This window comes from Paraburkholderia sp. SIMBA_030 (genome assembly GCF_046535245.1).
Lineage (GTDB): Bacteria > Pseudomonadota > Gammaproteobacteria > Burkholderiales > Burkholderiaceae > Paraburkholderia.
This window is the reverse complement of record NZ_JAWRXB010000014.1, coordinates 126,476-149,054: the sequence shown is the minus strand read 5'-3', so window position 1 is coordinate 149,054 and position 22,579 is coordinate 126,476. Positions and strand designations below refer to the sequence as shown.

General features: G+C 63.3%; 24 protein-coding genes. 20 read left to right on the top strand and 4 right to left on the bottom strand.

The window, feature by feature from the left end; translation table 11 throughout:
* Positions 1 to 12: 12 nt before the first annotated feature.
* Complete coding sequence (gene rpsU / locus SB772_RS24205) at positions 13 to 225, top strand: 30S ribosomal protein S21 (RefSeq protein ID WP_006050883.1); 213 nt, start codon at positions 13 to 15, stop codon at positions 223 to 225.
* A 233-nt stretch (positions 226 to 458) separates the two neighbouring features.
* Here the strand turns inward: rpsU and SB772_RS24200 are convergent, their stop codons facing one another.
* Positions 459 to 1,061, bottom strand: a complete 603-nt coding sequence (locus SB772_RS24200; protein WP_410835733.1) for a DNA-3-methyladenine glycosylase I — start codon at positions 1,059 to 1,061, stop codon at positions 459 to 461.
* Between the two features lie 134 nt (positions 1,062 to 1,195).
* On the opposite strand from SB772_RS24200, the gene SB772_RS24195 reads away from it, so the two are divergent.
* Positions 1,196 to 2,077 carry a BadF/BadG/BcrA/BcrD ATPase family protein gene (locus tag SB772_RS24195; RefSeq protein ID WP_410835732.1) on the top strand — a complete coding sequence of 294 codons (882 nt, stop codon included), beginning with the start codon at positions 1,196 to 1,198 and terminating at the stop codon, positions 2,075 to 2,077.
* A gap of 86 nt (positions 2,078 to 2,163) precedes the next feature.
* Positions 2,164 to 2,985, top strand: coding sequence for a Cof-type HAD-IIB family hydrolase (locus SB772_RS24190; RefSeq protein ID WP_410835731.1), 822 nt, complete (start codon positions 2,164 to 2,166; stop codon positions 2,983 to 2,985).
* A gap of 131 nt (positions 2,986 to 3,116) precedes the next feature.
* Here SB772_RS24190 and SB772_RS24185 read toward each other — a convergent pair whose 3' ends face one another.
* Both SB772_RS24185 and aqpZ read right to left on the bottom strand, forming a co-directional pair.
* Positions 3,117 to 3,812 (bottom strand): histidine phosphatase family protein, encoded by a 696-nt coding sequence (locus tag SB772_RS24185; RefSeq protein ID WP_410835730.1) that lies wholly within the window; start codon positions 3,810 to 3,812, stop codon positions 3,117 to 3,119.
* A gap of 142 nt (positions 3,813 to 3,954) precedes the next feature.
* Positions 3,955 to 4,698: an aquaporin Z gene (gene aqpZ, locus SB772_RS24180; RefSeq protein WP_410835729.1), complete on the bottom strand. Its 744-nt coding sequence runs from the start codon at positions 4,696 to 4,698 to the stop codon at positions 3,955 to 3,957.
* Between the two features lie 291 nt (positions 4,699 to 4,989).
* Between aqpZ and SB772_RS24175 the strand changes: the two genes are divergently transcribed.
* A complete protein-coding gene (locus tag SB772_RS24175) occupies positions 4,990 to 5,292 on the top strand; it encodes an H-NS histone family protein (RefSeq protein WP_341313919.1) in 303 nt (100 codons plus the stop codon).
* A gap of 292 nt (positions 5,293 to 5,584) precedes the next feature.
* Here SB772_RS24175 and SB772_RS24170 read toward each other — a convergent pair whose 3' ends face one another.
* The gene (locus SB772_RS24170; RefSeq protein ID WP_410835728.1) at positions 5,585 to 6,649 is read right to left on the bottom strand and encodes a glycosyltransferase family 4 protein; all 1,065 of its coding nucleotides are present in this window, start codon (positions 6,647 to 6,649) and stop codon (positions 5,585 to 5,587) included.
* Positions 6,650 to 7,376: 727 nt separating this feature from the next.
* Here SB772_RS24170 and flhD point away from each other — a divergent pair.
* The 16 genes from flhD to SB772_RS24090 all read left to right on the top strand — a co-directional run bounded on the left by flhD (position 7,377) and on the right by SB772_RS24090 (position 22,231).
* Positions 7,377 to 7,697 carry a flagellar transcriptional regulator FlhD gene (flhD, locus tag SB772_RS24165; RefSeq protein ID WP_410835727.1) on the top strand — a complete coding sequence of 107 codons (321 nt, stop codon included), beginning with the start codon at positions 7,377 to 7,379 and terminating at the stop codon, positions 7,695 to 7,697.
* 51 nt (positions 7,698 to 7,748) lie between these two features.
* Complete coding sequence (gene flhC, locus SB772_RS24160) at positions 7,749 to 8,309, top strand: flagellar transcriptional regulator FlhC (protein WP_410835726.1); 561 nt, start codon at positions 7,749 to 7,751, stop codon at positions 8,307 to 8,309.
* Between the two features lie 203 nt (positions 8,310 to 8,512).
* Positions 8,513 to 9,373, top strand: coding sequence for a flagellar motor stator protein MotA (gene motA, locus SB772_RS24155; RefSeq protein ID WP_410835725.1), 861 nt, complete (start codon positions 8,513 to 8,515; stop codon positions 9,371 to 9,373).
* A gap of 32 nt (positions 9,374 to 9,405) precedes the next feature.
* Positions 9,406 to 10,407, top strand: coding sequence for a flagellar motor protein MotB (gene motB / locus SB772_RS24150; protein ID WP_410835724.1), 1,002 nt, complete (start codon positions 9,406 to 9,408; stop codon positions 10,405 to 10,407).
* Positions 10,408 to 10,488: 81 nt separating this feature from the next.
* Positions 10,489 to 10,866 (top strand): response regulator, encoded by a 378-nt coding sequence (locus tag SB772_RS24145; RefSeq protein WP_410835723.1) that lies wholly within the window; start codon positions 10,489 to 10,491, stop codon positions 10,864 to 10,866.
* A gap of 98 nt (positions 10,867 to 10,964) precedes the next feature.
* Complete coding sequence (cheA, locus tag SB772_RS24140; protein WP_410835722.1) at positions 10,965 to 13,316, top strand: chemotaxis protein CheA; 2,352 nt, start codon at positions 10,965 to 10,967, stop codon at positions 13,314 to 13,316.
* Positions 13,317 to 13,376: 60 nt separating this feature from the next.
* Entirely contained in the window at positions 13,377 to 13,913 is a 537-nt protein-coding gene (gene cheW, locus SB772_RS24135) for a chemotaxis protein CheW (protein ID WP_410835721.1), read from the top strand.
* Positions 13,914 to 13,956: 43 nt separating this feature from the next.
* Positions 13,957 to 15,798 (top strand): methyl-accepting chemotaxis protein, encoded by a 1,842-nt coding sequence (locus SB772_RS24130; protein WP_410835720.1) that lies wholly within the window; start codon positions 13,957 to 13,959, stop codon positions 15,796 to 15,798.
* Between the two features lie 16 nt (positions 15,799 to 15,814).
* Positions 15,815 to 16,006 (top strand): hypothetical protein, encoded by a 192-nt coding sequence (locus SB772_RS24125; RefSeq protein WP_410835719.1) that lies wholly within the window; start codon positions 15,815 to 15,817, stop codon positions 16,004 to 16,006.
* The gene (locus SB772_RS24120) at positions 16,003 to 16,953 is read left to right on the top strand and encodes a CheR family methyltransferase (protein ID WP_410835718.1); all 951 of its coding nucleotides are present in this window, start codon (positions 16,003 to 16,005) and stop codon (positions 16,951 to 16,953) included. The genes SB772_RS24125 and SB772_RS24120 overlap by 4 nt, the downstream gene beginning before the upstream one ends.
* Positions 16,950 to 17,780, top strand: a complete 831-nt coding sequence (cheD, locus tag SB772_RS24115) for a chemoreceptor glutamine deamidase CheD (RefSeq protein ID WP_410835717.1) — start codon at positions 16,950 to 16,952, stop codon at positions 17,778 to 17,780. The genes SB772_RS24120 and cheD overlap by 4 nt, the downstream gene beginning before the upstream one ends.
* Before the next feature lie 5 nt (positions 17,781 to 17,785).
* Positions 17,786 to 18,880 (top strand): protein-glutamate methylesterase/protein-glutamine glutaminase, encoded by a 1,095-nt coding sequence (locus SB772_RS24110; RefSeq protein WP_410835716.1) that lies wholly within the window; start codon positions 17,786 to 17,788, stop codon positions 18,878 to 18,880.
* Between the two features lie 127 nt (positions 18,881 to 19,007).
* Positions 19,008 to 19,403: a chemotaxis response regulator CheY gene (gene cheY, locus SB772_RS24105; protein WP_201071378.1), complete on the top strand. Its 396-nt coding sequence runs from the start codon at positions 19,008 to 19,010 to the stop codon at positions 19,401 to 19,403.
* Between the two features lies 1 nt (position 19,404).
* Positions 19,405 to 20,115 (top strand): protein phosphatase CheZ, encoded by a 711-nt coding sequence (cheZ, locus tag SB772_RS24100; RefSeq protein ID WP_410835715.1) that lies wholly within the window; start codon positions 19,405 to 19,407, stop codon positions 20,113 to 20,115.
* 268 nt (positions 20,116 to 20,383) lie between these two features.
* Positions 20,384 to 20,926 (top strand): DUF2844 domain-containing protein, encoded by a 543-nt coding sequence (locus SB772_RS24095; protein WP_410835714.1) that lies wholly within the window; start codon positions 20,384 to 20,386, stop codon positions 20,924 to 20,926.
* 15 nt (positions 20,927 to 20,941) lie between these two features.
* Positions 20,942 to 22,231 (top strand): DUF3443 domain-containing protein, encoded by a 1,290-nt coding sequence (locus tag SB772_RS24090; protein WP_410835713.1) that lies wholly within the window; start codon positions 20,942 to 20,944, stop codon positions 22,229 to 22,231.
* Positions 22,232 to 22,579: the final 348 nt, after the last annotated feature.

The following is a 22,579-nucleotide window of genomic DNA, read 5'->3' as shown; positions in this document are numbered from 1 at the left end:
GTTAGGAATTACATGACGACGATTCTTCTGAAGGAAAACGAGCCGTTCGAAGTGGCGATTCGCCGCTTTCGTCGCGCAATCGAAAAGAACGGCCTGATCGCTGAACTGCGTGAGCGCCAATCGTACGAAAAGCCGACGACGGCGCGTAAGCGCAAGAAGGCTGCTGCTGTGAAGCGCCTGCACAAGCGCCTGCGCAGCCAGATGCTGCCGAAAAAGCTGCACTAAGCACGTTTTTTCTGCACGGCCGAACGGCGGTGTGAGCTTCGAAAGAAGCCACGCCGCCGTTTTGCTTTTGGGGCGCGGGTTTGATGCTAGGCGGACGCATGACAGCCCTTGCCGCTTCCCGCGCAGCCCAGTCGCACAAGGCGAATGCCGCTCGGGCGTTTCCCTGAGTCTCCAGCCTTTGGCAGTCCCGCGGCACCAAGCAGGCCGGCCGCTGGGCCGGCAGTGTTGCCGCGTCAGCCGGCTTTGCGATTGCGGCCCTTCTTGCCGAGCGCCGCGCATTGCGCGCGGCACATGCAGTTCGTTTCGTGATCGTTCACCATGCCGACCGCCTGCATGAACGCGTAGCAGATCGTAGAGCCGACGAATTTGCAGCCGTAGCGCTTCAGCGCCTTGCTGAGCGCGTCCGAGACCTCGGTCGACGCCGGTGCCTGCTTGTACGAGGCCCAATCGTTCTGGATCGGCGTCTGATCGACGAACGACCATACGAAGTTGGCGAGCGATCCGTGCTCTGCCTGAATCTGCTGCACGGCGCGTGCGTTGCCGATGGCGGCTTCGATTTTGCCGCGGTGACGCACGATACTTTCGTCCAGCACGAGTACATCGACATGCCTAGGCGTGAAGCGTGCCACTTTGTCGATGTCGAAATCGGCAAATGCACGGCGATAGCCGGCCCGCTTGTTGAGAATCGTCGACCATGACAGGCCGGCCTGCGCGCCTTCCAGCACCAGCATCTCGAACAGATGCCGGTCGTCGCGCGACGGCACACCCCACTCGGTGTCGTGGTAGTGTGCGAGCGCATCGCTCGATACCCAGTTGCATCGCTGTGTCACTTTCATGCTCCTGCATTGTCATGTCGCCCGCCAGCATAGCGGAACGCCTGCGCGCCGCAAGCTGGCCGTTCAGCCGATTGCCGAATTGAAATCGACCTGCCACGCTATGCGTTATTCACCACCTGAACTCACTCGATTCGATGACTACAGATTTCTTTCTGCTCGGCATTGACGGCGGCGGCAGCGGCACGCGCGTCGTGCTGGGCGACTCGCAAGGCCGCGAACTGGCGCAGGCGGCGAGCGGACCGTCAGGCCTGGGCCTTGGCGTAGAACGCGCATGGCAGGCCATTCAGGCAGGCTGCCAGGAGGCGTTTGCACGCGCGGGCGTGACACTGGACTGGTCGCGTTGCGTACTCGGTTGCGGGCTCGCGGGCGTCAACAACCGCGACTGGCTGGCGGCATTCCGCGCGCTGGCGCCCGGAGTGGTCGGACTCGCAATTGAAAGCGACGCCTACACCACGCTGCTCGGTGCGCACGGCGGCGCGCCCGGCGTGGTGGTCGCGCTGGGCACCGGCAGCGTAGCGGCGGCGCTCGACGGCGACGGCGCATGCCGCATCGTCAGCGGTTACGGTTATCCGTCGGGCGACGAAGCGAGCGGCGCCTGGCTTGGCCTGCGGGCCATTGTGCATGCACAACAGGCGCTCGATGGACGGGGGCCCAACGACGGTCTGGCGCAGGCGCTGCTCACCCACGTCGGCGCGCATGACCGCGACGGTCTCGTCGTGTGGCTTTGCGAGGCTAACCAGACCGCTTATGCGAGGCTCGCGCCGATTGTCATCGCGCATCGCACGCATCTGTTTGCGGCGCGTTTGCTCGGCGAGGCCGGAGCGGAGGTGGGCAAGATGATTGCGGCGCTCGACCCCTCGGCGAGCCTGCCAGTCGCGCTGTGCGGCGGCCTCGGCGCGCCGTTGCGCGAGTACGTGCCGCAGGTCTATCAGTCCCGTCTACGGGAGCCGCTGGCCGACTCGGCGCACGGCGGATTGCAACTGGCACAACGCGAAGCCGCCCGCATCGCCGGCTGAGAATGGCGGGGTGGCTGGCGAGCATTCTGCGGATGCCGCGGGCAACGGTAAAATACGTTCTTTAACGCTGTCCGGCCGCTCATACCATGTATAAAGTCATCGCCACGGATCTCGACGGCACGCTCCTCAACGCCGATCACCAGGTGGACCCGTTCACGATCTCCACCGTGCGCAAGCTGGAAGCCGATGGGCTGCACTTCGTGATCGCCACAGGCCGCCACTATTGCGACGTCGCGGGCATTCGCGACCTGCTGGGCATCAGTCCGTACCTGATTACGTCGAACGGCGCACGTATCCACGCTCCGGACAACACGGTGATCCATGCGGACGATTTGCCGCCGGCCATCGTGCAGCGTCTGGTGCAGCCGGAAATCGCCGGCGAGCATGGCCGTGTGATTGTCAACCTGTTCGCCGACCAGGCGTGGCTGATCGATCGCGACGCGCCGGACCTGCTGAAGTTTCATCAGGATTCCGGCTTCACGTACGAGGTCACCGATCTGCCCAGGCACGACGGCGTCGACATTGCGAAGGCCCTGTATATCGGTGAGCCCGGCGATCTCGCCCAGGTCGCGGCAAATCTGGCGCGCGAATTCGGCGACGCGCTCTACGTCACCTATTCGTTGCCGGATTGCCTGGAAGTGATGACGTCGAACGTCTCGAAAGGGCGAGCTTTGCAGATCGTGCTCGAACGCCTTGGCGTCGATGCGTCGCGCTGCGTGGCGTTCGGCGACAACATGAACGATATCGACCTGCTGGAAACAGCCGGCCATCCGTTCATGATGAACAACGCCAATCCGGACCTCATGACGCGCTTGCCGAACGTGCCGCGTATCGGCAATAACTTCGAAGCAGGCGTTGCGCATCATCTGCGCAAACTTTTCTTGCTCGATGACGAATTGATGTCGTGAAACGGAATCGGCCCGAATCCACGTTTGAGCCTATGGTCGAAGGCCGCTTTTCAGGCTGCTTGAGGCAACTCATCGCTACCTGGCGCCAGGCGTTGAATTAGCCGCGCCGTCTTTGAATCTTTATTACCCGATTAGTCTGCCGTGCCGGCGGAAGCGCCCGCGGCCGCCGCCGAAGGAGCGCCGGGCAGCGCCGCACAAGGACAATCGGCGGTGCGGCCGTCCAATCCTTGATGATCGTGCTTGAAGCTGGCGCGCGCCGCGCCGTTTTCCCAGGCGAGGCGAACGACATAAATACTGTCGAAGTCGTCGCTTTGCCAGTTGGGGACATCGGCGGCGCTCCCGCCGTGCGCGCTCAGCATCTGGCGCAGCAACTTCACAATCAGCTTGTGTTCCCAGGCAACGACAATCAGCTTGCCGCGATGGGCCGGATTGACGAGCGTGGCGCCGAGCTGGTCGATCTGAGCGAAGCCGTACGGCATTTGCACCGGCATCTCGAACTGGATCGCAGTCGGCTCGATGGTCGCCAGTGGCCGAACATAATAATAAGAATGCCCGCTGTCGTCCTTTTGCTGGCCGGGATCCGGCGCGTAGATCGCGTCGGGCTTGCCGAACTTGGCCGCGATCACCGCCGGCAGCGCAAGCGCACGATTGAGCCCCTGGCAATTAAGTTGGCCGAAGCCCTGCGCGGGTTTCTCGCCGTGGCGCACGAACACGAGCGTTTCTATATTGCCGTCGGCTGCATGCGCGGCCGGCAGCGCCAATACGCCGATACCGAGGCTGCCGAGGGAAAGTGCGACGCCATGCAGGAATCCGCGGAAACGGTTCATCGGTAGGACCTGTGCGAGCCGGGGGAAGTCGCACGATTCTAGCAGCGGGCACGAGCGGCCATTGCGCGGCTCGCCTCGTTCGCACCAAAACAAAGCGGGCGCCGTAGCGCCCGCTTGACTGCGAGGATAAGCGCAGCGCCTGTCAGTCGAGAGCCAGTTCCTTCGAATCGGCGCGGCGGCTTCCGGCGAGCGCCGGATACAGCACGCCTGCGATCACTGCGCCAATGATCGGCGCGACCCAGAACATCCACAGTTGATCCACCGCCGCGCCGCCGACGAACAGCGCCGGGCCGGTCGAGCGCGCCGGGTTGACCGACGTATTCGTAACCGGAATCGAGATCAGATGAATCAGCGTGAGACACAGGCCGATCGCGATCGGCGCGAAACCGGCCGCCGGTGCCCGCTTGTCGGTCGCACCGAGAATGACGAACAGGAAGAAGCCTGTCATCACCACTTCGCAAATGAACGCGGCGGCGAGCGAGTAATGACCCGGCGAGCGCTCGCCGTAGCCGTTGCTGGCGAAACCGCTTGCGACGAGATCGAAGCCCGGCTTGCCCGATGCGATCAAGGACAGCACCAGCGCCCCGACTACCGCGCCGATCACTTGCGCGACGACGTACGGCAGCAGATCGCGCGCCGGAAAGCGGCCGGCGACGGTCAGGCCGACGCTCACCGCCGGATTCAGGTGGCAGCCGGAGATGTGGCCGATCGCGTAAGCCATTGTCAGGACGGTCAAGCCGAATGCGAGCGAGACGCCCACGAAGCCGATGCCGAGCCCGTGGACCGGGCCGGCGAAATTAGCGGCGAGGACGGCGCTGCCGCAGCCTCCGAGCACGAGCCAGAAGGTGCCGAACAGCTCGGCAGCGAGGCGCTTTGACAACTGCATGATTGGTTATCCTAAAAAGTTCAATGCTCTGAATAACATGCATGGCCGCGCGCGGATGCATGCATTTGAGCGCGCAATTCTAGACAATGGCTGGCCGATCGGGTGTCAAGAATTGTCAAAGTGGCGTCGGCTTCACCTATTATTTCGCGATAAAGACGTCATTTAACAATTCATCGACGCTTAATAATTATCAGAGGATATCTGCCTAAATCGGTATTATTGGCCATTGCGAATTTTTATAATTACAGTTAGTCTGCGTGCCAATGAGTTCCAGAAAAGGGGAGAACCGAAATGTCTCAATACGCGGACCTCAAGGCGCAGATCGCCAAATTGCAGGCACAGGCGGAAGAAGCCCGGCGCACGGAAATCGACAATGTAGTCGCCGACATCCGCCAAAAGATCGCTGAATACGGTCTAACCGCACAAGACCTCGGCTTCGCGGTCGCCGCCAAGCGCGGACGCCCGCCCAAGAAGGCACCGCTGCCGGCCAAGTATCAGGATCCGAAGTCGGGCAATACATGGAGCGGGCGCGGCAAGCCGCCTAAGTGGATTGCCGGCAAGAATCGCGAACGCTTTCTGATCGGTGCGGTTTGAACGGGGTACCGGGCTATCGAAAGCCAATTGAAGGACGATTGGTGCCCGATCGTTTATTCGTTTCGCGGTAATGCTGCCATGGAAGCGCATCCACGCAGGCATTAAAAAAGCCGCCATCGAAAGCGGCTTTTTCTTAGAAGAAGCGGGGTTAACTCTGACATACCCGATCGCGCAAACGATTCACATGACAATGTTGCTCGTGATTGGCGTGGGAATCGTGCAATCGGAAAGCGGCGGAAGCGGACCTAAGCGGCTGAGTGCAAAAAGAGTGTCAGCCGCTTTAGGGCGTCAATCAACCTACTGCGACCTTGCGCAGCACCGGACGGCGAGTTGCTTCGATCAGTGCCGAATAGCCGTCTACATAATTCTGCGCCATCGTTTTCGAGCTGAAGCGGCGCTCGAACTGCGTCCGAATCTCAGTGCGCGAAAGCTCGTCCAGACGTTGGAGCGCGGCAACCGCGCCCTGCACGTCTTCGACGATATAGCCGGTCACGCCGTGGTCGATCACTTCCGGCACCGAGCCGCGGTTGAACGCGATCACCGGCGTGCCGCAGGCCATCGATTCGATCATTACGAGGCCGAACGGCTCCGACCAGTCGATCGGGAACAGCAACGCTTTGGCGCCCGACAGAAACTCGGGCTTCTGCGCCTCGTTGATCTCGCCGACGAACTCGACGTGCGCCAGCGACAGCAGCGGCTCGATTTCCTTCTTGAAGTAGTCCTGGTCGACCTTGTCCACTTTGGCGGCGATCTTCAGCGGCAGACCGCTTTGGGCAGCGATCCTGATAGCTGTATCGACGCGCTTCTCAGGACAGATACGGCCGAGGAACGCCAGATATTCCGGCTGCTTGTGCGTTTGCGGCGTCAGCAACTGGTCCGGCAGACCGTGATAAATCGTGCTCAGCCAGTTCGCCTGCGACAGCGGAACACGTTGCGAGTCGGAAATCGACACCACCGGCACATGCGAGAAGGTGTCGAACACCGGCTGAAGCTCCGGCAAGTCCAGACGGCCGTGCAGCGTCGTCACGAACGGCGTGTCCATCGTGGTGAACAGCGGAAACGGCATATAGTCGAGGTGGAAATGCAGCACGTCGAATTCGTGCGCGACCTTGCGCACTTTTTCCATCATCAGGATATGCGGAGCCAGCGCGTCCCGGATCGTCGGATCAAGGCGCAGCGCTCGCGGCCAGCAGGCATCGAGGTTGGCGGAAGTGACCGAGTCGCCGCTCGCGAACAGCGTAACGTCGTGGCCAAGGTCGACCAGCGCTTCGGTCAGATACGACACGACGCGTTCGGTGCCACCGTAAAATTTCGGCGGAACGGCTTCGTACAACGGCGCAATTTGTGCGATTCGCATGCGTTTTCTCCTATACACAACACAACGGCTTCGCACAACGACGCTCGAATGCGCGAGGCGCGAATGCCTGACGGACGGTTGGGCGCGGTAAGCCGCCGCCCGGGGGTGCCTCGAACCTGCATCGGGTAATCACCTAAGGGTCATTATCGGGATTGGCGGAGCTAATTCGAGTGATTTTTCAAACGCTTAATGTTGTTACAGCGCGAAACATGACGCGTTACAGGTAGGCCGGATGGCTGTCCCCGATAGTCAGGAAGCAAGAATGGCTGGCAGCAAGCGCTTCCGACGCATTAAACGTGCCGGAAAGCGCTACAAGTACGCCCGGTGGGCTGGAAACGGCGCCTACACGAGGCGCGTTGCATGGAAGTGAAAACGTCTATAATTCTTGCTCACCGTTGCACGGTGCGGATCATGAGCTTTCGGTGGCTCACCATTCTGTACGCATCGTACCGGCCGCGGAAATCTCCCAGGCGCATCGCAACTTGCGAACCATGCGCTTTCTCATCCGAAGATTCCTTTCCGATTGGCCCGTTGTAGGAGAAATTCCTACAACAATGACGGATTAATCCGTCAGACAAGCTGGGTGTCTGTCCGATTTTCGTCCGCTCCCCCTTTCGACACAATGCTTGCAACACCAGAAACGAGCCGATTCGCGCGGTTTAAGTGCGCGCGTTCGAGCAAACGTTTCCGCAACGGCCTGACCAGCCAGATACACCCCGGGGGAATCATGAGCGCGACAAGCGAAATGCTCAATGAGATCAGAGAAGTAAACCTGTCTTATCTCCTGCTCGCGCAGCGTCTGTTGCGCGAAGACAAGCCGATGGGCATGTTCCGCATGGGGATTTCGGACCAGTTGGCCGATGTGCTCGCCAATCTGTCGTTGGCGCAGACCGTCAAGCTGGCGGGGTCCAATCAGGTGTTGTGCCGTTTCCGTTTCGACGATCATGCCGTGCTGTCCGCGCTCGCGGACAAGAGCAAATCCAGCGCCGTGGCTCAGGCGCATTCCGCGATCCTGATGGCCAGCCAGCCGGTCGAGCAACTCGGCTGATGGCGTCCTGCATCTCAAATAAAGCGATCAGGACGTGGGAAATGCCAACGGATGGCCTATAAAAGCGTAGTGCTCGAAGTCAGGGAAATCACCCTGGCGATCGAATTGGTCGAACTCGGCGCGCGTTTGCAGTTGCTGGAAGCGGAAACCAGTCTGTCGCGCGACCGGCTCATCAAGCTGTACAAGGAGCTGAAAGGCGTTTCGCCGCCCAAGGGCATGCTGCCGTTTTCGACCGACTGGTTCATGACCTGGCAGCCGAACATTCACTCCTCCCTGTTCTACAACATCTACCGTTTCATGGCCGGCCACGGCGGCTGCCTGACGATCCAGTCGATCGTGAAGAGCTACCGGCTGTATCTGGAACACGTCCACCTGCACGACGACGAACCCGTGCTCAGTCTCACGCGCGCCTGGACGCTGGTGCGCTTTTTCGACTCCGGCATGCTGCAAATGACCGCCTGCTGCCGTTGCGGCGGACACTTTGTCGCGCATGCGCACGATCCGCAGCACGCTTTCGTCTGCGGGCTGTGCCAGCCGCCCTCGCGCGCCGGTAAGACGAAGAAATTCGCCGACGCCCGGGCCCGCGAGAGCCTGGCCGCGCTCGCGGTTTGAGCGGCGCGCCGGGCGCCAACCCGACGCCAGCTCGCGCCCGCCACGCGCATCTCCGTCCGCGCGGCCTCGCAGCCCGACCGCGCGGCGCCCGTCCGGTTTCTTTACACCGGAGCGACAAGCTGCTTTTCCGCCAAAGTTTTCTGCTCCGTTGCCGTAAACCAGATTAACGACGGTGACCGTCGCTTCTTTGTGAGGGCTCGGCAGTGCTGATTTTCGTGGGAACACTCGTGACGCTGTTGTCTGTCTTCGGCGGGTATGCGCTGGAAGGCGGTCATCTCGGCGCGCTGTTGCAACCCGTCGAAGTGCTGATGATCGTCGGCGCCGGCCTCGGTGCGTTCATTCTCGGCAACGGGATGAAGACCATCAAGTCGACGGTGCGCGTCATTCCAACCCTCTTCAAAGGTGCGAAGTACAACAAGGACGTCTATATGGAGCTGATGGCGCTGCTCTATGTCCTGCTGGCCAAGGCGCGCAAGGAAGGCACGCTGACGCTGGAAGCCGACATCGACGATCCGTCGAAGAGCCCGATTTTCACCCAGTATCCGAAGATCCTCGCCGACAAGCACATCATCGAGTTCCTGACCGACTACCTGCGTCTGATGGTCGGCGGCAACATGAACGCTTTCGAGATCGAAAGCCTGATGGACGAGGAGATCGAGACGCATCACCAGGAAGGCGAAGCGCCGGCGCATGCGCTGAACAAGGTCGGCGACGCGATGCCGGCGTTCGGGATCGTCGCCGCGGTGATGGGCGTGGTGCACACCATGGCCTCGGCCGACAAGCCGCCCGCGGTGCTCGGCGAGATGATCGCCCAGGCGCTGGTCGGCACCTTCCTCGGGATTCTGCTTTCGTACGGGTTGATCGGGCCGCTCGCGAGCGTCGCCGAACAGCGCGTGACCGAATCGACCAAGATGTTCCAGTGCATCAAGGTGACGATTCTCGCCAGCCTGAACGGCTATGCGCCGGCGATCGCCGTCGAATTCGGCCGCAAGGTGCTGTTCTCGACCGAACGCCCGTCGTTCGCCGAGCTGGAAGAGCACGTGCGCCGCGTCAAGGCCAAGTAAAGACCAGATAAAGGGCGCCGGGAACCGAATCGATGAGCAAGGACAAAGACCGCGCGATTGTCGTCAAGCGCTCCGCGCCGAAGAAGGCCGGCCATCACGGCGGCGCGTGGAAGCTCGCGTACGCGGACTTCATGACCGCGATGATGGCGTTCTTCCTGCTGATGTGGCTGCTGAGCTCGGCCTCCACCGTGCAGTTGAGGGGCATCGCCGATTACTTCAACCAGCCGTTGAAGATCACGCTGTGGGGCGGCGATCGCAGCGCCGAGGATTCGAGCATTCTGAAGGGCGGCGGCCGCGACATCTCGACCGACGCGCAAGGCGTGACGCGTTCCACCGACGGTTCGAGCAGCCGCGCCGAGCGTACCACGTCGCATAACAACGAGGATTCGGTCAAGCAGTTGCAGGGTGAGCTGGAGCGCCGCGAGCAGGTCCGCCTGCACGATCTGCAGGTCAAGCTGATGGCCGCGATCGAAGCGAATCCGGTGCTGCGCCAGTTCAAGCAGCAGATCCGTATCGACTCGACGCTGACCGGCCTGCGCATCGAAATCGTCGACTCGCAGAAGCGGCCGATGTTCGCGACCGCGCGAGACGTGGTCGAACCGTACATGCGCGACATCCTGCGCGAAATCGGCCACACGTTGAACGACGTGCCGAACCGCATCATCGTCCAGGGTCACACCGACGCGGTGCAATACGCGGGTGGCGAGAAGGGCTACAGCAACTGGGAACTGTCCGCGGACCGCGCCAATGCGTCGCGCCGCGAGCTGATCGCCGGCGGCATGGACGAAACGAAGGTCATGCGGGTGCTCGGCCTCGCGTCGACGCAGAACCTGAACAAGGCGGACCCGATGGATCCGGAAAACCGCCGCATCAGCATCATCGTGTTGAACAGGAAGTCGGAGGAGGCGCTTGACCATGACGACTCCACCACGACCACCTTGTCGGACGACGCAGCCGGCTCGAAGCCGCTGCTGCAAAAGCTTGCGCAACCGGTGACGGTTGCACCGAAGGCGCCGGCAACGGCGGCCCAGTAACAGACAGCGATTGCCCGGTGCGCGTTTCCTGCGAGGCGGGAAATGCACGGCGATCCATAGCGTAAGTGCAGCGAGGTTTTCATGATCAGGCACATTCTGGCAATCGACGATTCGGCATCGATGCGGCAAATCCTCGCCGCGACGCTGACGACGGCCGGCTATGAAGTGACGCTCGCGGCGGATGGCAACGAAGGGCTCGAGAACGCGCTCGCCATGTCGTTCGACCTCGTGCTGACCGACCAGTACATGCCGGGCAGGACCGGCCTCGATCTGATCGCCGCGCTGCGCGGCAACCCGGCCTACCAGGCGACGCCTATCCTCGTCCTCACGACGGAATCGGGCGAGCCGTTCAAGGCGGCGGCGCGGGCTGCGGGCGCGACCGGCTGGATCGAAAAGCCGCTCGACCCCGACATGCTGACCGAACTGGTGGCGGCGTTAGGTGAAGCAGACCCGGCATGAGCGCCAGATGAGCGCCACCTTTACACAAGTTATAGAAGCTTTCGACGCGGCGGCACGGCAGCCCAAGCCTAGACAGGAACTCTCGCGGTGACCCAGGCATGACACTCGACATCACTCAGTTCTATCAGACGTTCTTCGACGAAGCGGACGAATTGCTCGCGCAGATGGAGCAGTTGCTGCTCAATCTGGACATCGCCCACCCGGACCCCGAAGACCTCGCGGCGATTTTCCGCGCGGCGCATTCGATCAAGGGCGGCGCGGCGACGTTCGGCTTTACCGCGCTAACGGAAACGACCCACATTCTCGAATCGCTGCTCGACCGCGCGCGCAATAACGAACTCGTGCTGCGCAAGGACATGATCGACACGTTCCTCGAAACCAAGGACGTGCTGTCGGGCCAGCTCGCCGACTACCGCGCGAGCGCCGAGCCGGACACGGCGGTCGCCAAGGCGATCTGCGCGAAGCTCGAACAGTTGCACGCGGAGAGCCGTCTCGGCGGCGCGCCGGCAGCGGCAGTTGCAACGGCAGCAGCGGCAGCGCCAGCAGTACAAGCAGTACAAGCCGCACCGATAGAACCACCGGCAGCAGTACAAGGCGGCACCCCGCCGGAGCACGTCGTCGACCAGGCGGTGCAGGCGGCGGGTGAATGGACTGACGGCGAACCGGCACAGACCGGGCAAGCCGCGGGAACCGGCGATGCAAACGAAAGCGCCGGCCCTCATCTGAAAATTACGCTACGGGGCGTGGACGAGAAGGACCAGGAACTGCTGGCCGAAGAGCTCGGCAACCTGGGGAACATCGTCGGGCGGGTCAAGAGCGGCGGCGATCTGACGCTGTGGCTCGCGACCGATGTGAGTTCCGACGACATCATCGCCGTGTGCTGTTTCGTGATCGACGAAAGTCAGATCTCGATCAGCCGCGGTGCGGCGCCGGCCGACGATACTCAGCAAGGCGAACCTGGAACGCCGGACGCTGAGCATTCGTCGCCGGTGCAGGCAGCACAGGTAACACAGGCAGCACAGGCAACCTACGCAGCACCGGTGGAGCGCGCAGCATCGTCGGCACCGGCGGCCGACTCCGCTGCGTCCACCCATTCCGCCACGCACGGTGTGTTCGACGCACCGGCGCAACAGCCGAGCGCGCCGGCAGCCCACGAACCGGCAGCGGCACCCGCGTCGGCGGCCAACGCACCAGCGGCGAATGCGGCCGCGCCGGCCGAACAGGACCGCAAGGCGCGTCCGGCCGCGGCGGCAGGCGGCGCGGAAGGCAGCTCGATTCGCGTCGGCGTCGAGAAGGTCGATCAGCTGATCAACCTGGTCGGCGAACTGGTGATCACTCAGGCGATGTTGGCCGAGACCACCAGCACGTTCGATCCGGCATTGCACGACCGCCTCTTCAACGGCATGGCGCAACTCGAGCGCAACGCGCGCGACCTGCAGGAAGCGGTGATGTCGATCCGCATGATGCCGATGGATTACGTCTTCAGCCGCTTCCCGCGTCTGGTGCGCGATCTGGCGGCGAAACTCGGCAAGGAAGTGGAACTCGTGACCTTCGGTCAGGCGACCGAACTCGACAAGAGCCTCATCGAACGGATCATCGATCCGTTGACCCACCTCGTGCGCAACAGTCTCGACCACGGCATCGAAACCGTGGAAGCGCGGCGTGCGGCGGGCAAGGATTCGACCGGCCAGCTGGTGCTGTCGGCCGCGCATCACGGCGGCAACATCGTTATCGAAGTCAGCGACGACGGTGCCGGTTTGCGCCGCGACAAGATTCTCGCGAAAGCGGCCAAGCAAGGCATGCAGGTCAGCGAAAGCATGACCGACGACGAAGTCTGGAACCTGATCTTCCTGCCGGGCTTCTCGACGGCGGAGCAGGTGACGGACGTGTCGGGCCGCGGCGTCGGCATGGACGTGGTGAAGCGCAACATCCAGTCGATGGGTGGTCACGTCGAAATCACCTCGCGTGCGGGCAAGGGCAGCACCACGCGGATCGTCTTGCCGCTCACGCTGGCGATTCTCGACGGCATGTCGGTGAAGGTCGGCAACGAGATCTTCATTCTGCCACTGAACTTCGTGATGGAGTCGCTGCAGCCGCGAGCCGAGGACATCTACACGGTGGCCAACGGCGAGCGCGTGGTGCGCGTGCGCGGTGAATATCTGCCGCTTGTCGCGCTGCACGAAGTGTTCTCGGTCGAAGACGCGAAGCGGGAACCGACCCAAGGCATCGTCACCATCATGCAAACCGAAGGGCGCCGCTTTGCGATGCTGATCGACGAGCTGGTCGGCCAGCAGCAGGTGGTCGTGAAGAATCTGGAAACGAACTACCGCAAGGTGCACGGCATTTCCGCCGCAACCATTCTCGGCGACGGCAGTGTCGCGCTGATCGTGGACGTGGCGGCGTTGAACCGCGAGACCCGCCACGCGCATGGCGCGATGAGCCTCGCGTGACGTTCATGACATTCGCAACACTTACTCAACTCAATTCATCCCAACCGTTTGGGGGCTAACGTGGCAGAAGTCCAATCCATCAATTCGAGCGTCGCGAACGCGAGCGGTACGAATGGCCGCCGCGACGCGCAGCAGGCGGACGCCGGCGGTCAGGAATTCCTCGTCTTCACGCTCGGCGCCGAGGAGTATGGCATCGACATCCTCAAGGTGCAGGAAATCCGCGGCTACGACAACGTGACGCGTATCGCCAATGCGCCGGAATTCATCAAAGGCGTGATCAATCTGCGCGGCATCATCGTGCCGATCGTCGACATGCGCATCAAGTTCCATCTGGGCCGCGTCGAGTACGACCACCAGACCGTCGTGATCATTCTGAACGTCGCGCATCGCGTGGTCGGGATGGTGGTGGACGGCGTGTCGGACGTGCTGACGCTCGCTGCCGATCAGATCATGCCGGCGCCGGAATTCGGCGCCACGTTGACGACCGAGTACCTCACGGGGCTGGGCACCGTCGACGGCCGCATGCTGATCCTGATGGACATCGAGAAGCTGATGACCAGCCGTGAAATGGCGCTGATCGAAACGCTCGCCAGCTAAGCGGCTGTTGCGTGAACGAGAGACTGAAAAAGGGAGCATTGAGATGCTGAGCAGGTGGTCGATTCGCACGTCACTGACGATGGTGGGGATCATTCTGGTTGCGCTGACCGTGGTGGTCGGCGCGCTCGGACTGACGGCGCTGCGCGGCGCCAGCCAGTCGCTCGATCGCATTACGCGTGGCGATCTGGTGGCGATTCACGCGCTCGACGAGGCGTCTACATACCTGTTGCGTTCGCGCGTGACACTGGATCGCTTCATTTCGTTGAGCGCCGCCGGCGACGCCGAACAGACGAAGAAGGTCCTCGATCGTGCGCAGGAGTTGCACGGCATGGGCAATCAGAGCTGGCAGGCCTATCTCGACGCACCGAAAAGCGGCGCCGAGCAGGCGCAGCTCGACGAACTGGTGACGCGCCGCACGGCCCTGATGCGAGACGGCATCGAGCCGGAGCTCGCGGCATTGCACGCGAACGATCTGGCGGCTTATCACGCGATCGCCGATACGAAGATCAGCCCGATGTTCGTCGCGTACGACAACGCCGCGTCCGCCGTGATCAAGGGGCTGCAGCAACACGCAGTGGATCAGCAGGCAAGCGCGCAATCGGGCATCTCGCTGATGACGACGCTGATCATCGCCGTCACCGTGCTGGCCTTGCTGCTGGTGGTGGGCATCCGCTTCGCGCTGCGCGGCCTGATCGTGCAGCCGCTCGCCGACGCAACCGCGTGCTTCGAACGGATCGCCGCGGGCGATCTGTCCGAGACGATCGAAGTGTTCAGCCGCAATGAAATCGGCGGGTTGTTCGGCGGCATCAAGCGGATGCAGGAAAGCATGTCGACGATGGTGAAGGCGGTCCACAGCAGCGCCGAATCGATCGACACCGGCGCGCGCGAAATCGCGATGGGCAACACCGATCTGTCGCAACGCACCGAGCAACAAGCCGCTTCGCTGCAGGAAACCGCCTCGAGCATGGAGCAGCTGACCGGCACCGTGCGGCAGAACGCCGAGAACGCGCGCCAGGCGAGCCAGTTGGCCGTCAACGCGTCCGATATCGCGACCCGCGGCGGCGACGTGGTGAGCCAGGTCGTGACGACGATGCAGGACATCGCGACCAGTTCGAACAAGGTCGTCGACATCATCGGGGTGATCGAAGGGATTGCGTTCCAGACCAATATTCTGGCGCTGAATGCGGCGGTCGAAGCCGCGCGCGCAGGCGAACAGGGCCGCGGTTTCGCCGTGGTCGCCGGCGAAGTGCGCAGCCTTGCGCAGCGCAGCGCCAGCGCCGCGAAGGAAATCAAGGATCTGATCGGCGACTCGGTCGACAAGGTGCAAAGCGGTTCGACGCTGGTCGGCCGCGCGGGCACCACGATGGACGAGATCGTGCAGGCGGTGCGCCGCGTGACCGACATCATGGGCGAAATCAGCGCGGCATCCGAAGAACAGTCGGGCGGCATCGAGCAGGTCAATCGCGCGGTCGTGCAGATGGACGAAGTGACGCAGCAGAACGCCGCGCTGGTCGAACAGGCAGCAGCGGCGGCCGCGTCGCTCGAAGATCAGACGCGTCAGTTGCAATCCGTGGTCAACGGCTGGAAGGTGGCCGGCGGTGGGCAAACGCACGCGGCAACGCGCAGCGTGACGACGGCCGCGCGTCCGCAAAAGGCGCGCAGCGCAGGCATGAAAACGACGCCGGCTGCCAAAGCCTCGCCGCAACCGGCAGCACACACGGCAACAGGCACAGCGGCAGCGGTTTCGGCCGCCCATGACGCCGGCACCGCACGTGTCGAACCGGCTCTGAAGCCGAAGACGACGCGTGCGGCGTCCGAATCCGCAGTTCGCCCGGCCGCTGCAAGCGCGGCCACGGCATCGGATGCGGACTGGGAAACGTTCTAGGAAGCAGCAGGCAGACATGCAGTCATTCGGCATCTCGCTCCATGAGGGGCGAATCATCGAAGCACGCTTAGGCAGCGTGTCGCAGGCCGGCTGCAAGCGGGCAGAACTCGCGGGCGGGCGCGACCCCGCGAACACAATCCCTTGCGCCAAAGGAAATCGCTTTGGCGGCAAGCGGAATGGCTCGTATCGCAGGCAGGAACTTTCATGATGGCAACGCGCGCACAGCAACGCTCCGAGCGGGCGGAACCAGCTAGATCCGGCGAACAGGGACGGGATTTCGAATTCACGTCGGCGGATTTCGCTCGTATTCGCGAACTGATTCATCGCAGCGCGGGCATTTCGCTGTCGGACCACAAGCGCGACATGGCGTACAGCCGTCTGGCGCGCCGGCTGCGCGCGCGTGGCCTCGATACCTTCAAACAGTATCTCGATCTGCTCGAAGGGGAGAACGATCCGGCCGAGTGGGAAGCGTTCACCAATGCGCTGACCACCAACCTGACCGCGTTCTTCCGCGAAGCGCATCACTTTCCGATCCTCGCCGAGTTCGTGCCGCGCCGGCCGCAGCCGGTGTCGGTGTGGTGCTCGGCGGCTTCGACCGGAGAAGAGCCCTATTCAATCGCGATGACGCTGATCGAAGCGCTCGGCGACAGCGGCGCGCGCCAGGCGAGCGTACTCGCCACCGACATCGACACGCAGGTGCTGGCAAAAGCCGAAGCGGGCATGTATCAGTTCGATCAGGTCAAGCATCTTTCGCCCGAACGGCTCAAGCGCTTCTTCCTGAAAGGTACCGGCGCGCACGCCGGGATGGTCAAAGTGCGCCCGGAAGTGCGCGCGATGGTGCGCTTCGAACAACTAAACCTGACCGACCGGGACTATGCGTTGCGCTCGCAGTTCGACGCGATCTTCTGCCGCAACGTGATGATCTATTTCGACAAGCCGACCCAGGCGCAGGTGCTCGCGCGCTTCGAGCCCTTGATGAAATCGGGCGGTTTGCTGTTTGCCGGTCACTCGGAAAACTTCACGTATGTGACGCAGGCGTTCAAGCTGCGCGGCCAGACTGTTTATGAACTGACGCGCGACGCCACCGGCGCACGCGCGCCGTCTCGCCAGGCGAACCATTCCATTAGCACGCCGGCGAGCGGGGTGACGGTATGAGCGCCGCCCTGCCGATCGCCACCAATCTGTACTTCGACAACCACTTCCAACGCCCCGGCGTGAAGCTGTTGCCGAACGAGTTTTATACGACCAGCGAAGACATGGTGCTGGTCACCGTCCTCGGTTCCTGCGTCGCGGCCTGTATTCAGGACCGCACGGCGGGCATCGGCGGCATGAATCACTTCATGCTGCCCGACGACGGCGCGGACGTCGCGCAAGCCGCGTCGGATTCGATGCGCTACGGTGCGTACGCGATGGAAGTGCTGATCAACGAACTCATCAAGGCGGGCGGCCGGCGCGAGCGCTTCGAAGCCAAGGTGTTCGGCGGCGGCGCGGTGTTGGCCGGCATGACGACGATGAACATCGGCGACCGTAATTCGGAATTCGTGCGCCGCTATCTGGCGCTCGAAAAAATCCGCATCGTCGCCGAGGACTTGCAGGGCTCGCATCCGCGCAAAATCGCCTTCATGCCGCGCACCGGCCAGGTGATGGTGAAGAAGCTGCGCCTGCAGCAGGAAGCCGGTGTCGCCGAGCGTGAACAGGCGCTGGTGCGGCAAAGCCCCGAAGCGCGCGCCGAGCGGCTCGCGGCGGCGCGCAAGCGGGTCGAGCTGTTTGCCACGCCGGCCGCTGCAAGGCCGAAAGTCGAATTGTTCGGCTCGAATACAGGCAGCGGCATGGGCAGCGGCGTGGGCAAGCCGGCAGGCAACGCCGCAGCATCCACAGCAAGCAGCGCGAGCGCAGGCGTAGCGAAGCCGCGCATCGAACTATTCGGCGTGAGCCCGCGCCCCATGAATTCAAACAACGCCAAAACCGCAGAGGAGGCGTGAGCGCTGTGCAAAAGATCAAAGTACTGTGCGTCGACGATTCGGCGCTGATTCGCAGCCTGATGACGGAAATCATCAATGGCCAGCCGGACATGACTGTCGTGGCAACCGCACCCGACCCGCTGGTCGCGCGTGATCTCATCAAGCAGCACAATCCGGACGTGCTGACGCTCGACGTCGAAATGCCGCGCATGGACGGCCTCGACTTTCTCGAGAAGCTGATGCGACTGCGGCCGATGCCGGTCGTGATGGTGTCGTCGCTGACCGAGCGCGGCAACGAAATCACGTTGCGCGCGCTGGAACTGGGCGCGGTCGACTTTGTCACGAAGCCGAAAGTCGGCATTCGCGACGGCATGCTCGACTACTCGGAAAAGCTCGCCGACAAGATTCGCGCCGCAGCCCGCGCGCGGGTGCGCCAGGCCGCGCCGGCGCACCATGCGGCGGCACATGCAGCGCATGCGCCCGACGCCGCAGCCGCTGCGCCGCTCTTCAACAACCCGCTGCTCAGTACCGAGAAGCTGATCATCGTCGGCGCGTCGACGGGCGGCACCGAAGCGATCCGCGAAGTGCTGGTGCCGCTGCCGCCGGATGCGCCTGCCGTGCTGATCGCGCAGCATATGCCGCCGGGTTTCACGAAATCTTTTGCACAACGCCTCAATGGTTTGTGCCGAATTACCGTTAAAGAGGCAGAGCACGGCGAACGCGTGCTGCCGGGGCATGCGTATATCGCGCCCGGCCACGCTCACCTGTTGCTGGCCCGCAGCGGCGCGAACTATATTGCGCACCTGTCGGACGAGCCGCCGGTCAACCGGCATCGTCCGTCGGTCGACGTGCTGTTCCGTTCGGCCGCGCAGCACGCGGGCAAGAACGCGGTCGGCGTGATCCTGACCGGGATGGGCCGCGATGGCGCCGCCGGGCTGCTGGAGATGAAAAAAGCGGGGGCGTATACCCTCGCGCAGGACGAAGCGAGCTGTATCGTGTTCGGCATGCCGCGCGAAGCGATCGCGCTGGGCGCCGCCGACGAGATCGCCTCGCTGCCGGAAATGAGCCGGCGCGTGATGGCGCGTCTGTCATCGATGGGCGAACGCGTTCAGCGGGTATGATGCGCGGCCTGACGGCGAGCGCCAGGCATGGGACCGGAGTAAGCGCTAAAGCGCCAACCCCGGTCGACACGAATCGGGATGAACTGGCGGTCATGCGCCGCACCGTGGATCAAGCAAAGGGAATGAAATGGATAAGGGAATGAAGATTCTGGTAGTTGACGACTTTCCGACGATGCGCCGGATCGTCCGCAACCTGCTCAAAGAGCTGGGCTATAGCAACGTCGATGAGGCGGAAGACGGCCAGGCCGGCCTCGCGCGCTTGCGCGGCGGCACCTACGAGTTCGTGATCTCGGACTGGAACATGCCGAACCTCGACGGTCTGGCGATGCTCAAGGAAATCCGCGCCGACGCCAACCTCACGCATCTGCCGGTGCTGATGGTGACGGCCGAGTCGAAGAAGGAAAACATCATCGCGGCGGCCCAGGCGGGCGCGAGCGGTTATGTCGTCAAGCCGTTCACGGCCGCGACGCTCGACGAGAAGCTCAACAAGATTCTCGAGAAGATGGCCAAGACCGGGAGCTGACGTGAATCTGCCGACCAACGCGCAAGGGGCCGAAGCGGTCCACGAGAGCGGTGAATTCGCGTCCGACCGCATCCTCGCCCGCATCGGCCAGTTGACGCGCACGCTGCGCGACTCGATGCGTGAGCTGGGGCTCGACAAGCATGTCGAGCGCGCGGCGGAAGCCGTACCCGACGCCCGCGATCGTCTGAAGTACATCGCGAACATGACCGAGCAGGCCGCCGAGCGCGTGCTGTCCTCGATCGACATCGCCAAGCCGATCCAGGAACAGTTGCGCCAGGATGCGGGCGAGCTCGATGCGCGCTGGGAAAAATGGTACGCGGCGCCGATCGAGCGCGAGGAAGTGCGCGCGCTGATGAACGACACGCGTGCCTTCTTGCGCGGCGTGCCGGAGGCCACCACCGCGACCAACTCGCAGCTGATGGAAATCATGCTGGCGCAGGACTTCCAGGATCTGACCGGCCAGGTCATCAAGAAGATCACGGAGGTCGTGTACCTGATCGAGCAGCAATTGCTCGGCGTGCTGGTCGAGAACATCGCGCTCGAGCGGCGCGAGCAGTTCGCGGCGACCGCGGCGGCGCTGGCGGCCGAGCCGTCGTCGACCGGCAGCCCCGAACACCTGCTGAACGGTCCGCAGATCAATCCGGAAGGCAAAACGGACGTGGTGCAGGACCAGTCGCAGGTCGACGATCTGCTGGCGAGTCTCGGGTTCTAACCCACGGATAGCCCGCCGAAGCGACCGGGCAAACCAGTATGCATGGCAAGCCGCGCGCCCGCGTGGCTTGCTGTCTGCCGACACAAACCACAGGCATACTACGACTTCGAGCAGCGGTACGGCTTTCCGGCGCGCAATGGCGCCGGGCGGTGGCACGACGAGGATCTCTCCCATCGTGCGACCGCGACGGTGCCGTATGATCTGCCTACATGCAGCCGGTTCGTACGACGTGCGGACCGAGCAGCAGTCGCCTGGGAGGAGCTTTGTCATGTCGAGTCGTGTACGCCGCGCCGGGTTGGTTACGGCGCTAGTCTTGCCCTGTTCGCTGTTCGCCGTGCCGTCCGCTTACGCCGGACTGGGCGGCGCACCGATGACACCGCCCGCGGATGCGTCGGTTTCGTCCCGCACCGTGCAGCCTGCCGCCAGCGCGGCTTCCGCGGCACAGAGCGTGATGCGTTCCGCATCCAGCGCCGCTGCCTCTACGACCGCCTCCGCGTCCTATACCGTGCGTGAAACCACGCTCGGCAACGGCACGGTCGTGCGCGAATACCTGGCGGCGGACGGCTCGGTGTTCGGCATCGCGTGGCACGGCCCGCAAATGCCGGATCTGAGCGATCTGCTCGGCAGCTATTTTCCGCAGTACGTGGCCGGCGTGAAGGCCATCCGCGCGACGCGCGGCGGACGCGGCCCGGTTGCGGTCGTTCAGAGCAGCCTCGTGGTCCATTCCGGCGGCCACATGGGCGGATTCAGCGGTCAGGCGTGGTTGCCCCAAGCGCTGCCTGCCGGCGTCAGCGGTTCCGACATCCAGTAAGGGCGAGGACGAACGATGCGAACCATGCAATTTACGGTAAAGCTAAAGAGTTGGACGCAGGCGGTTGCGGCCGTGGTGTTGGTGTCGGTTCTGGCCGCTTGCGGCGGTGGCGGCGATTCCGGTTCCAGTTCGGGTTCCAGCTCGTCGACCGCGCTGAACGGCGGATCGCTGCCGGCGAGCCCGACTCAGCAGCCGATCGCCGCGACTGCGGCGAATACGGTGCCGATTACGGTTGGCGTGGGCGTGAAAGGTGTCATCAACATTCCTACGGTCAGCGTGACGGTGTGCCCGCCCGGGTCGACCACCAATTGCCAGACTATCGACAACATCCAGGTCGACACCGGTTCGTTCGGTTTGCGTGTGGTGAGCTCGAAGCTGACTTCGGTGCTTGGCGCGTTGCCGGCGGTCACGGTGGCAGGCGTGCCACTTGCCGAGTGCGCGACGTTCGCCGATGGCTATACGTGGGGCTCGGTACGTACCGCTGACGTGACGATCGGCAGCGAGACGGCGGGGAGCATTCCAATGCAGATCATCGGCGACATGGCGGCGAGCACGGTGCCGGCTGGTTGCACCGGCGTGGCGGAAAACACGGCCAGTGATCTCGGCGCCAACGGCATTCTCGGCATCGGCACGGCGCCCTACGATTGCGGCGTTACCTGCGCGAACGCGTCGACAGCCGTCAACAACAGCAACTACTTCGCGTGCCCGGGCGGCACCTCCTGCAGCACGCGCAGCGCGGTGCCGCTCGCGCAGCAGGTCGCCAATCCGGTCGCGCACTTCGCCACCGACAACAACGGCGTGATCGTGCAGATGCCGCCGATTGGCGATACCGGCTCGCCATCGGCGACCGGCACGCTGGTGTTCGGTATCGACACGCGGTCGAACAACGCGATGGCTGCCGCGCAGAGCTTCACCACCGATCCCTGGGGCAATCTGAGCAACAGTGTCTTCAACGGCACGACGGTGAGGGCGTTCCTCGACTCGGGTTCGAACGGCTACTTCTTCGCCGATAGTTCGCTGACGCTGTGCGGCGGCTCCTACGTGGGCTTTTACTGCCCGTCGTCGGCACAGACGCGCTCGATCAGCCTGGTCGGGCTGAATGGCACGAAAACGACCGCCAATATCGGTATCTTGAGCGCGGCTACCCTGTTCGGCAACGGCAACAACTACGCGTTCAACGACCTGGCTGCGCAGAACAGCGGCAGCTTCGATCTCGGCTTGCCGTTCTTCTATGGCCGTCACGTGTATTACGGCATCGATCAGACGGCGAGCGGCGGCCAGCAGGCGCCTTACGTCGCTTTTTGACGCGCATGACTGAAGGGTGACAACCGGTGGGTACTCGCGCATTACCGAGCGAGTACCCGCCGCGCGTCTTCCGCCACGGGCAATCTGCTGGCGGCTTCCCGCTACCAGGCTGGCCATTACAGGCCGTCCGCTACCGGCGGCCCGTCCGTCGGCTTCCCCCTCGCTTATCCCCGCTCCATTCACCCCGCACGCGCGCCTCCAGCAACCCCGCCCGGGCGGTTTGCCCGCAGTTCCATCCCTCGAAATACCCCCCTTTCTCCGCCCTTATCCGCCGATCGTCGGTTGCGCGCAACGGGAATAATCGCTCTCACTCGAACCAGGCATCGTGCCTCGACCGACTGGAGAGCT